Genomic DNA, 12,232 nt, shown 5'->3' with positions numbered 1-12,232 from the left:
TCGCTTTAGCATTCACTATGATGTGGCTACCAATGTGGGCTGATTAATATATGTACTACAAAGATCAACAGCCCCTAGAAATCAAACTAATTAGTTTGTAACTACTTAGCCCAAAAATTAGGATTAAAACGGGTAGAGTGACTAGGTTTAAAACCACAGAGTTTGTGTAGTTTCCCATAACGCCTTTTTGATTAACCAGCCATACAAGGTAAGTACTAACAATAGGGAGCAATAACCCGTTAGCTGCTTGCGCAAATATAATTACTGCTACAGGGTCTAAACCGAGTGAGGCAACCGCAGCACCAAACAATAAAATAACAATAGCAACGCCTTTAAAGCGTGCGTTACTCATATCGTTTGACCAACCTAACATGCCACACACAGCATAAGCACCAGCAAGTGGCGCTGTAATCGCGCTTGTTAAACCTGCTGCAAACAAGCCAATAGCAAAAAAGTAATGAGCGGCATCACCAAGTAATGGCTCTAGCTGTACGGCCATGTTAGCAGCACTAATTTGCCCCGCATCTGTACCATAAAATGCAACCGATGCAGTAGATAAAATAGCGAGCGTGATCACACCGCCTAAGGTGATTGATAGGCCTGTATCAACATTTGTTTGTTTGATCACTTTTTCCATATCGCTGTTACTGTCGTGTCTAGCAGCGAGCACGCCGGAGTGTAAAAATAAGTTATACGGCACAATGGTAGTGCCAACTAAAGCGAGTATAGTTGTAATAGAACCCTCAGGCATACTAGGGATAAAACCAGCAAATACATCACTGAGCGAGGGTGCAGCCATTACAAGTGTTGAGATAAACACTAAGCTCATTAAAATAACGAGTAGAATTAGCGCGTTTTCAACCACTTTATGTTTGCCGCTATACAGTAAAGCAGCACTTAAAAAAGCAATAAGTGGTGTCCATACTTGAGAGCTAACTTGAGGGAATATTTCAATTAGGCCCATGCTAGCGCCACTTAAGTTACCCGCTTCATAAGCTGCACTGCCCACGCCAATGGCGCTAATAACTAAAAATATAGCCAAAGATTTAAATAAGGGCGTTTGAATATGTGCTCTGAGCGCTTGAGCTAAATCTTGCCCGGTAGCAACGCCAAGGCGCGCCGCCATAGATTGTAATAATATAGTGGCAATTACTGAAAATAGTAATGTCCATATAAGTGCAAAACCAAAGTTTGCACCTGCCACGCTGGCAGTAGTAATGGTCCCTGGTCCAATGAAGGCAGCGGTGACGAGAAGTCCTGGTCCTAATCGCATAATTGACCTTAATAGTGCTATTGCACGTTTTTATTTAAAGTTACATCCAACGTTTAAAAACGATATTTATACGCGATGCCTGTTGTGTCATTGCTGCCACTTACAGTAAGTGCCTTGCAGCGATTATCGCCCCTTGGCTGGTTCTCATTTAACAAGCATATGTTAAAAAAGGTCGCGTAGGATACCAATTTATATATATATTTAAAGGGGATAAAGTGCGTTTGAATAAAGTTTAAGCTAAAAGTGGGTATGAGTAAGTGTTACAAGCTAAGGTTCAAAGTTAAAATAACGCTTACTGCACAAACAAGCAGAGTATTAAATGCAGTAAATTTTAAACGAATATATAAGCCAATCGAGTTAAGTAGGTAATGCCGATATTTATATCGGCATCATTATATTTACTTTATTAGCGATTTAATCACTTCTAAGCCTTTTTTTAGAGTATTGGCATCAGTAGCATAGTTAATACGAATACACTCGTGCTTGTGCGGCCAACTGTCGTCAATGCCAATAAAAAAGTTGTGCCCAGGAATTACATACACATCTTGAGCTTTAAGCTTTTGATACAACACTTCGCTGGTTATTTTTGCATCTTTAAACCACAGCCACATAAAAAATGCGCCTTCAACTTTGTGCAAATAAACAGGCAGTTCGGCAAATACTTCATTAAACAACTCAATCGCTATGTGTGCTTTATTACGATAAAAAGGCAACACGACATTACGGCAAAGCGGGAGTAGTTCGCCGTCGTTAATTAATCGAGTCACTAAGCTTGGGCCAATACTGTTTGGCGATAACACCATACTGCCATTTACGCGCCCGATGGCTTTAATAATCTCATTATTGGCAACTACAATACCGCTGCGTAAACCAGGTAGGCCAAGTTTTGAAAGTGACATACATAAAATAATGTTTGAGTTCCACGTTAGGTTTGCATCGGTGTAAATACAACCAGGGAACGGATCGCCATATGCATTATCAATAATAAGCGGTATAGCGTACTTATGTGCAAGCGCATCCAAATGGCGTACTTCTTCATCGGTAATTACGTTGCCGGTAGGGTTTGTAGGGCGTGATACACAAAGTGCACTAATACTACTGTCGGTTGCTAATACGTTTTCAACTGCGTCAAAATCAATCACATATTTAAATTGTTTTGAGCCATTTTCAGTATTTAGAATTTCGATATCTGGTTTTATGGCAACAAACATATCATCCGATAAACCTTGGTCGGCATAACCTACGTATTCTGGCGCAAGGGGAAATAAAATCTTTTTATGGCTGCCATCAGGCATTTCACCTGCCAGCATATTAAACAACACAAAAAAGTTAGCTTGGCTGCCATTACCTAGTGCTACGTTATCGGCGCTAATATCCCATGCATATTCTTTACTTAGCTGGCCCGCCAATGCAGCTCTAAACTCGTCGTTACCGGTAGGGCCATCGTAAAGGCCAAATACTTGCGATACTTTATTACTAGCAACTAGCTTTTGTAACTCGGCTAAAAACACATCATTTACTTGTGGCACTAATGCGGGGTTACCGCCACCCAGCATAACAATATTAGGATTGTTGCTGTTTTTAGCACCGCCTAAGTCTTCCATTAACTGAGTAATGCCGTTGGGCTGTGTAAATTTAGTGCCAAAGTTTGAGTAGTTCATAATACCTGTTTTACGCTAGTAAAGGGGAGGGCAGTATAGCGTAAATTATGTGCTTAAATTGCATGTTGAGAATAATTCACGGCATTGTTTTATTGTGTACAAGGCCATTTATTTTAAGCATTACAAATACAGTTATTTAAAATACAATTGCGCACAAGTAGTAAATTTATATTAGAAGAAATTAGCTAATTATGGCATTTGATCGCGGTTTAGAAGAAAGGCTTTACGAGTACTTTGAGAGTCGTGACGATTTAAAGGTCAAAAAAATGTTTGGCGGTTTATGCTTTTTACTCTCAGATCATATGTGCTGCGCTATTATCGACGATAAATTAATGGTGCGTACGGGCGCTGATAATTATGAGCATTGTTTAGCTAAACCTCATGCAACCAAAATGGACTTTACGGGTAGGGCCATAAAAACCATGGTATATGTAATGCCTGAGGGGTTTGAGTCAGATACAGATTTAGCTCAGTGGCTTACCATTGTTAGTGACTTTGTTGATTCACTACCGCCAAAAAAGGCGAAACTAAAAAAGGTTAAAGTCGCAAAGCAAATTTCTGTTTAAACAAAAAGTTACTTTTTATTTTTAACGCCGTATAAAAATTCTTCGCCGCAGTCCATATACAAATCAAATTTGGTCATTACTTTGGTAAACATCGGGGCGTGCAAAAATTCGTTTAACCATGCGCGTATGTGTGCATATTCGCTTTGTAAGTACCAGTGTTTATCTACGCGGGCAAACTGCCTAATAAAAGGAAGTAGGGCATAATCGGCTAGGCTTTTTTCATCGCCCATTAAGTATTTATGCGTGGTTAGTTTTGCTTCAAATTGCTTAATAAACCCTTCGCAGGCTTTTTGGTAATAAATTTGCGCCATGTCTTTTGTACGAGCATAAAATTTGTATTTTTCGAGGACTGGCTTAAATTGCGTGTCGTTTAGCTTAATTAACTCAAGCATACGCTCAAGTGCTAGCGGGTCCTGAGTATGCAGTAAATTATGCGGATCGTTTTGTTTAAGCGCCCAGAGCATAATGTCTAGGCTTTCATCTATTACGTGGCCATTAGGTAATAACAAAACTGGCACCGTGCCTTTTGGCGATATTTGCAAAAGATGCGGTGGTTTGTTTTTAGTTTTAATAGCGCGTAGTAGCACTTGTTGCTCTGCCATTAAAATACCCATTCGTGCACGCATTGCGTATGGGCAGTGTTGTAATGAATATAATAATGGCAATGTCATGTTATTACTTACCTTAACTGTTTAAGCCTTCAACATATTGCTGACGTGTTTTTACTTTTACCATCTGATTTAACTGATCAGCTGCTTGTGTTTGCCCGCTAATTAAATTTTGAAAATGGGTGAGTAACACAGTTTTATCTAGTTTTTCTTTATCGCCTGAGCCAATGTCGGTTAAATCAATCATGAACTCGTCAAACTTATCGGCGTAATCGGTCACAATATCCATATTTAAAAATTGCTCATGATTATAAATGCTCGGATAGCCGCCTTTTTGTTTATCAATGGCAAAGCTAATGCCTTTAACATTGGTAACGGTTGTTTCTTTTTTACAGCTCAGCATACAGCTGGCATCAATACGTGGTTTTTTACAGCCAACGGTTTGCTGGAAAAAACACTGGCGGCTGGTCATCATTAGTATTGGGTGATAAATGCTGTACATCATTTTAAAGTTGTTAGGGCGTTTAATACTGCGCATTTGCTGCTTGTTTATTTCGTTTGAAATAAACGCGCCTTTAGCATTTAAATCCTCTTGTAGCGTTAATAACGCATAAGAGTTTGTGGTGTTTAATAACGGGCCTGCAATCCAGTCAATGCCCATTTGCACTGCTTTGTATGCCACGCCGGTGTTATTACTAATAATAAGTTTAGGTTTCGCCACTTCTAGTAAACGCACGGCTTCGTCAAAGTCTTTACCAATTAACACCGCCGGGAACCACGGAATTAACTGCGGGTGCTCTAAAAATACGTTGATGTATTTATCGTTATCGGTTCTAAAGCTCTCAGGTAATTTAAAGTAAACATCGCCATCTGTTAAATCACATAGGTGAACGTCTTTTATGTCCGATATTAAAATAGAGAGTGTTGTTTTGTTTTTATCTGCTTTTTCGTGGCTTACTAGTTTTGGTAATTCAACAGGGGCGAGTACGTCTTTGCCTTCGTTTAATAAAAACGCGACTTGCTTTTTAATACGGGCGAGCTCTTTAAACGGAATGCTTAAGTTGTTGCCTAAGTTTGAGTAATCCATATTTTTAATTTCAAAATTGGCATTACTAAAGCTTTTAAAGCGTTTATCAATAGCAGCAATATCAACAACCGATTTATCGGCGGTTTGCATAGGCATTTGCGATTGAACTTCAAAGCGTAGAGGCTCTTTTTCGTTTTTATTCGAAAGCGTAATATCGTTTTTATCTTCAATAATTATGTTTACAGTGAATGGCTGATTTAATTGCCCTGAAAATTCTAATGTAAGCTCGCGCTTTGAAATATCTAAAAATTCAATTTTCTTTTTAACTAACGAATCAATTTCACTTTTTTGAGTAGAAAGCTCTTGCTGTGCATCGTAAATTTGCACGACCGAAATTGCGTTGTTTTTTTCATTTGCGTGATCAAAGCTATGGTCGCGCGGGTTATCGGTAAACATGTTTTTGGTCATGTCGCCGGTTAAAAACTTATTAGTAAAGTTACGGTTAAATACTTTGTATAAGCTTGAATCGTCTTCAATTAGGTTACCGGTTTGCACAAACGTGTCTATTTGTTTGCGCCAGCTATCAATAACCGTATGTACGTAGTTAGCGCCTTTAATACGGCCTTCTACCTTTAACGAATCAACACCTGCGGCTACGAGCTCTGGCAGGTCGAAGTAAGCTGAGTTATCTTTTAAGTTTAACGGATGCTTGTTACCCATTGCAGTAGGCTCGTACTCATCACGACATGCTTGTGAGCAACGACCACGGTTACCCGAGTTACCTACACTTACCGAGCTTGAATAACATTGCCCCGAAAACGCGATACATAAAGCGCCGTGCACAAACACTTCGGTTAATACATCGCATTTATGTGCTACGTCGGTCAGTATTTTAATTTCAGTTAAGTTAAGCTCGCGCGATAAATTTACACGCGTAGCGCCAATGCGCGCTAAAAATTCAACCTGTGATTCGTTATGCGTAGTTAACTGAGTTGATGCGTGAATATGCAAAGTAGGAAAGTGCTTTTTAACTATATTGAATAACCCTAGGTCTTGCACAATAATGCCGTCGAGCGTGGTATTTACTAGTTGGTTTAGTAGCTTAAATAGCGCACCCATTTCATGCTCTAATATAACCACATTTAGTGTTAAAAATATTTCACAGCCGTATTCATGCGCTAAGCGCAGTGCGCCGTTAAGCTCATCAAACGAAAGATTAGACGCTCGGTTACGTGCATTAAAGGTATCTAACCCACAATAAACCGCATTAGCACCAGCTACAATGGCGGCTTTTACTGCGTTTACATCACCGCCTGGGGCTAATAGTTCAATCTTTCTACTCATTACAATGTCGCTTCGTTCATATTTAATTGTCGCGAATTTTATCTGTTTAGGCGCGTTAATGCTATTTATTGAGGGATATAATAAATACATAATTAAAAGACTGTATAAAATTGTAATTAAGCTGGCTGATTTATTACGTAAACATGTAATAAAATGATAGTTTATAAGCAAGCTAGTCTTTCAACTTTACTTAGGCGATACCCATCAGTAATCAAAATATTAAACAGTTAAATACAGATTTAAACGCTCAAGAAGCTGTAATTACCAACACTCACCTAAAAATAGCCACATTTAATCTGTTTAACTATCTTGAGCCACCCAATGCATACTATGAGTTTGAGAAAATTTATACCGCGCAGCAGTGGGCTAAAAAGCAGCGTTGGATTGTTGATTACTTAACAGAACATGCGCCTGATGTGATTGGTTTTCAGGAAGTGTTTAGCATTGATTCGTTAAAAGAGTTAATGAGTGAGCAAGGTTATAATTACTTTGCAGTAGTTGATGAGCCTGAGGTGATTGACGACTTTATTTATAAACGCCCCGTAGTGGCAATCGCCTCTAAATACCCGATAGTTGAAGTGGCGTCGGTTGAGCACGATAGCGAGCTTGCAAGTGCACTTGGCCTTAATAGTGAGTTTACTTTTAGTCGCAAGGTATTAAGAGCGACCGTTACTTTGCCGCACATAGGCAATACTGATTGTTATGTGGTGCATTTTAAATCTAAGCGCCCAATGATTAATGTTGATGAGCACAATAAAGAGCTAACAGCCGAGCAAAACATAATTGAGATTTTAAAGGCGAATGTAGCGGGCGGCTGGGGCTCAACTATTCAGCGTGGCAGTGAAGCTACATTGCTAATGATACAAATGATTGCTCGACGCGAAGCGACGCAGCAACCGATGGTATTAATGGGAGACTTTAATAATGAACTTGCGGATGGTGTATTAAGTCATTTGCTCACTAATACATTACGCTTTGCACCTGCATTTGACGCTAAAACCTACTTAGCTAAATATTGTTTAAATGACTCGTGGGATTTGTTTGTTAAGTCGCAGCTAAGCAATGATGAAGTTACTAGCGACGATCTAATAACAAACGATGTACAAAGTGATTGTGATAGCAATAATAGTGAGATTGTTGATTTAGCGGATAAAAGCCAAGTAAAAAATACAAAAATAACAAAGCCAGCACCGTTCAGAGCGCCTACACATTACTATGGTGCTAGCAGCTCTGTACTTGATTACATTTTATTGTCGTGTGAGTTTGACGCTAGTTACGATGACAGCTTTTTTGAAGTAAGCGCTTATAACACTTACGACAGGCACTTAATCAACCCCGAGTACGAGCGTGATGATTTAACTACCGACCATGGTGTTGTTTTAGTAACGCTTAAATTGAGATCATGAACGGTCTTTTATGAATGAATTAACACTAAACCTTGTTTATGGTTGATTACTCTGCAGCAGAACTCACGTGCTAGTGCACGTTCTGAAAAAACCATATCAATAGTTGAACCAGCGTTAAAAGAGCAGCCTTTTTATTAAAGGGCTTAAATACGGTGCCCCTATATTTATTCGGATATTTAAAGAACCTGATACTCTTTTTGGCTTAATCTTATATTTTTGGAGACTAAAAAAATAAGCCGTTTTTGGTAGGGCGTACCTTATTTGTAATCTTTATTATTGCGTTGAATGTTTTTTGATCTAAATCATATTTATAAACGCCAGTAATGTTAGATTATTAATAGGGGTACTGACATTTAAAATTCATTAAAACCATCTACTATCGTGAAGTAACAAAGTAGAGTCACTCCTATACTACAATTAACTAGTGCATTGATAGTTAACACCTAAGATAGTGCAGTATTAGCCTAATCTTATTAAATACGCCAATACTAACTATATTTACCCACTTTTATATACATGGAGTTTTACCGCATGACGATTAAATCGACACTCAAATCTATCAGTACAATCGCTGCTGTGATTATATTGGGTGGGGGTGGTTGGTATGTTTGGCAAACTCAGCAATCTGCACTGCTATCTGAGCAATTGCCAGAGAGCGTAGCCTATGGGAATGGTCGTATTGAAGCGACCGAGTACGATATTGCAACAAAATTGCCGGGTCGCTTAATTGAGGTTTTAGCACAAGAAGGCGATATGGTCGAAGCCGGTCAAACCTTGGCAGTTATTGATACTGAAGATTTAAATGCACAATTACGTGAGGCTAATGCAGGGTTACGTGTTGCTACTGAGTCACGCAAATATGCTTTGGCAATTGTAGAACAACATAAAAGTGAACTTACTTTTGCAGAAACCGAGTTACGTCGCTCAGTAACACTGCTTAAACAGGGGCATATTTCAAAAGAAGTGGTTGATCAAAAGCGGACAGCTTCAGCAACAGCGCAAGCAGCTTTAAAAGCGGCAAATGTAAAAGTGGTGCAGTCGGATGCAGAAATAGATGCGGCACAAGCGCGTATTGAACGATTACAAAGCAATATTGCCGATAGCACACTTAAAGCGCCGATTAGTGGCCGAATATTATATAGATTAGCAGAGCCCGGTGAAGTGCTTGGCAGTGGTGGTAAGGTTTTTTCTTTGCTTGATTTAACCGATGTGTATATGAGTATTTATTTGCCAACAGCGCAAGCTGGCAAAGTAACCATAGGCTCTGAGGCACGCATTGTAATAGATGCAATAGCACAATATACGTTACCCGCCAAAGTTACTTTTGTATCAGCGCAAGCACAATTTACGCCTAAGTCAGTAGAAACGCGTAACGAACGTGACAAACTGATGTTTAGAGTAAAAGTGAAGCTAGACTCAAAGTTATTAAACGATCATATTGAACAAGTTAAAACAGGTGTACCTGGGCTTGCTTATGTTTTATTAGCACCAGAGCAAAATTGGCCTATGCAGTTACAGGTTAGAGTGCCTGAATAATGGCTGATGCAAACAATAGCGAAAAGCAGAGTAATAAAGCTAAAAAATATTTTAGTGTAGTAAAGCTGACTCAGGTTACTCATTGCTATGGCAATAATTTAGCGTTGGATAATATTAACCTAGAGTTACCTGCAGGCAGTATGGTAGGTTTTATAGGCCCAGATGGCGTAGGTAAGTCGAGTTTGCTCGCGCTTATTGCGGGAGCACGTGCCGTTCAAAAAGGTGACATTGAAGTGTTAGGGGGCGATATGCGTAGTAGCCGTTTTCGTACCTCAACTTCGCCACGTATTGCTTATATGCCACAAGGATTAGGCAAAAACTTATATCCCACTTTGTCTGTTTTTGAAAATATTGATTTTTTTGGCCGTCTTTTTGGACAAGAAAAAAAAGAGCGCCAGCATCGAATTAAAAACCTATTAAAAAGCACTGGACTCACTGAGTTTGCCGATCGCCCTGCAGAAAAACTCTCAGGCGGGATGAAACAAAAACTCGGTTTGTGCTGTGCGTTAATTCATGACCCTGAGTTATTAATTTTGGATGAGCCAACAACGGGGGTCGATCCGCTTTCCCGTCGTCAATTTTGGCAATTGATTAACCATATATGCGCTCAGCACACTGATATGAGTGTACTCGTTGCTACCGCTTACATGGAAGAGGCAGATGATTTTGATTGGCTAATAGCTATGGACGATGGCAAAGTTATAGGTACTGGTAGCCCAGAAGATATTAAAGCACAAACAGGGAAAAAATCGCTTGATGAAGCATTTATATCATTATTACCTGAAGAAAAACGTCATGATCATCATGTACTTGTAGTTCCTCCTCGCCAGAAAAATCTAAATACAACAGAAGCCGCTATTCAGGCTACAGCGCTTAGTAAAATATATGGCGATTTTACGGCGGTTAATAATGTTAGTTTGCGTATTGAACAAGGCGAAATTTTTGGCTTTTTGGGGTCAAATGGTTGTGGCAAAACCACAACCATGAAAATGCTAACAGGCCTGCAACCGGCATCTAGTGGCGAAGCTAAGTTATTTGGTCAAGTTGTTGATGCTAACAATATAGAAACCCGTAAACGCGTTGGTTTTATGTCGCAAGCATTTTCACTTTATAATGAGTTAACTGTTGAGCAAAATATGGTGTTGCATGCGCGCTTATTTCATTTGCCTGCAGAGCAAATAGCGCCGCGTGTTAATGAATTAATTATACGGTTTAACCTTAAAAAATACCGTGATGATTTTCCTGTCGATTTACCATTAGGTATTCGCCAGCGTTTATCACTTGCAGTAGCGGTAGTGCATAGTCCTGAAATGCTAATACTTGACGAACCTACCTCAGGCGTAGACCCTGTTGCACGTGATGACTTTTGGGAATTACTTATTGAGTTATCGCGGGATCAGGGCGTTACTATTTTTATTTCGACCCACTTTATGGATGAAGCCGCACGCTGCGATAGAATATCGTTAATGCACGCAGGAAAAATACTCGCCAGTGATACACCCGCTGCACTTTGCAAAGCGCGTAGTGCTGATACTCTCGAAGATGCCTTTATTACTTACTTAGAAGAAGCGGTACTTGAATCTGCTGCTTCAAGTTTGCCAATTTCAGCAGTTGACGAGTCTGATGCATTATCAGATGAGTTACTTACAACATCGACCACTCATAAAAAGAAAGGGAATGCCGCTTTTAGTTTATTACGATTATTTGGTTACGCACATCGCGAAACGCTAGAGCTATGGCGTGATCCTATTCGTTTAACCTTTGCGTTGTTGGGCTCAATTATTTTAATGTTTATTTTGGGTTACGGTATTACCTTTGATGTTGAAGATTTAAGCTTTGCGGTGATGGATCAAGATCAAACCCCTGAGAGTCGAGATTACATTCAAAATATTGCAGGATCGCGTTACTTCATACAAAAAGCCGATATTAAAAGCCCTTCAGAGCTAGATAAACGAATGCGCAGCGGCGAGTTAAGTGTGGCAGTTGAAATTCCGCCTAATTTTGGTCAGCAATTGAAACGCGAGCGAAAACCAGAAATTGTAGTTTGGATTGATGGTTCAATGCCTTTTAGGGCGGAAACTATATCGGGTTATATGACGAGCTCGTATTACACTTACCTCACTGATTTATCATTGCGTACTTATGGGGTAATACCCAATTTGGTACCTGCGAATATTGAATCACGCTATCGTTATAATCAAGACTTTAAAAGTATTGAGGCTATGGTGCCTGCTGTTATTCCACTTTTATTAGTGTTTATCCCTGCGATATTAATGGCGCTGGGTGTTGTACGTGAAAAAGAATTAGGTTCAATTACAAATTTATATGTTACACCGGTTACGCGACTCGAATTTATTATTGGTAAACAACTGCCTTACATTTTAGTTAGTATGGTGAGTTTTTTTGGTTTAGTTGCCCTTGCTGTCACTGTGTTTGGCGTTCCGCTAAAAGGAAGTTTATGGGCGTTGAGCGTGGCTGCATTATTGTATGTAACAGCAACAACGGGGGTAGGGCTGTTAATTTCGGCTTTTACTAAGACACAAATATCGGCATTAGCAGCATCAACTGTGGTTGTATTGATGATTGCAGTTAACTTTTGCGGGTTGATTGACCCTGTTTCATCGCTAGAAGGCTTTCCTGCAATAATCGGAAAACTGTTTCCAACTACCTACTTTTTAGAAGCATGTCGTGGTGTATTTAATAAAGCACTTAACTTTTCTGATTTATCGGCGCAGCTTTTACCTTTACTTGCTTTTATACCGGTACTGACTCTAGCCAGTGTATTTTTACTTCCAAAGCAGGATAAATAGC

At 39.5% G+C, this 12,232-nt stretch carries 8 protein-coding genes; 4 read left to right on the top strand and 4 right to left on the bottom strand.

Annotation, left to right across the window (positions count from 1 at the left end; all coding sequences use genetic code 11):
• Positions 1 to 64 precede the first annotated feature (64 nt).
• Complete coding sequence (locus tag I6F53_RS13725; RefSeq protein WP_197239915.1) at positions 65 to 1,273, bottom strand: Nramp family divalent metal transporter; 1,209 nt, start codon at positions 1,271 to 1,273, stop codon at positions 65 to 67.
• Between the two features lie 398 nt (positions 1,274 to 1,671).
• A complete protein-coding gene (locus I6F53_RS13720) occupies positions 1,672 to 2,934 on the bottom strand; it encodes a valine--pyruvate transaminase (RefSeq protein ID WP_197239914.1) in 1,263 nt (420 codons plus the stop codon).
• A 191-nt stretch (positions 2,935 to 3,125) separates the two neighbouring features.
• Between I6F53_RS13720 and I6F53_RS13715 the strand changes: the two genes are divergently transcribed.
• Entirely contained in the window at positions 3,126 to 3,500 is a 375-nt protein-coding gene (locus I6F53_RS13715; RefSeq protein WP_197178104.1) for a TfoX/Sxy family protein, read from the top strand.
• 8 nt (positions 3,501 to 3,508) lie between these two features.
• Here I6F53_RS13715 and I6F53_RS13710 read toward each other — a convergent pair whose 3' ends face one another.
• On the bottom strand, positions 3,509 to 4,171 hold the full coding sequence (locus I6F53_RS13710; RefSeq protein WP_197178105.1) for a glutathione S-transferase: 663 nt from the start codon (positions 4,169 to 4,171) through the stop codon (positions 3,509 to 3,511).
• A gap of 13 nt (positions 4,172 to 4,184) precedes the next feature.
• Entirely contained in the window at positions 4,185 to 6,479 is a 2,295-nt protein-coding gene (locus I6F53_RS13705; protein ID WP_197239913.1) for a peptidase U32 family protein, read from the bottom strand.
• Between the two features lie 296 nt (positions 6,480 to 6,775).
• On the opposite strand from I6F53_RS13705, the gene I6F53_RS13700 reads away from it, so the two are divergent.
• The 3 genes from I6F53_RS13700 (at position 6,776) to rbbA (ending at position 12,231) form a co-directional block, all read left to right on the top strand.
• Positions 6,776 to 7,885, top strand: coding sequence for an endonuclease/exonuclease/phosphatase family protein (locus I6F53_RS13700; RefSeq protein ID WP_197239916.1), 1,110 nt, complete (start codon positions 6,776 to 6,778; stop codon positions 7,883 to 7,885).
• A gap of 531 nt (positions 7,886 to 8,416) precedes the next feature.
• Positions 8,417 to 9,421 carry an HlyD family secretion protein gene (locus tag I6F53_RS13695; RefSeq protein ID WP_166419438.1) on the top strand — a complete coding sequence of 335 codons (1,005 nt, stop codon included), beginning with the start codon at positions 8,417 to 8,419 and terminating at the stop codon, positions 9,419 to 9,421.
• Entirely contained in the window at positions 9,421 to 12,231 is a 2,811-nt protein-coding gene (gene rbbA, locus I6F53_RS13690; RefSeq protein WP_197239912.1) for a ribosome-associated ATPase/putative transporter RbbA, read from the top strand. Before I6F53_RS13695 ends, rbbA begins: the two co-directional genes overlap by 1 nt.
• Position 12,232 lies beyond the last annotated feature (1 nt).

This window comes from Pseudoalteromonas sp. SWN29 (genome assembly GCF_015864465.1).
Taxonomy (GTDB): Bacteria; Pseudomonadota; Gammaproteobacteria; order Enterobacterales; family Alteromonadaceae; genus Pseudoalteromonas.
The sequence above is the reverse complement of the archived record's forward strand: the minus strand, read 5'-3'. Positions and strand labels throughout refer to the sequence as shown.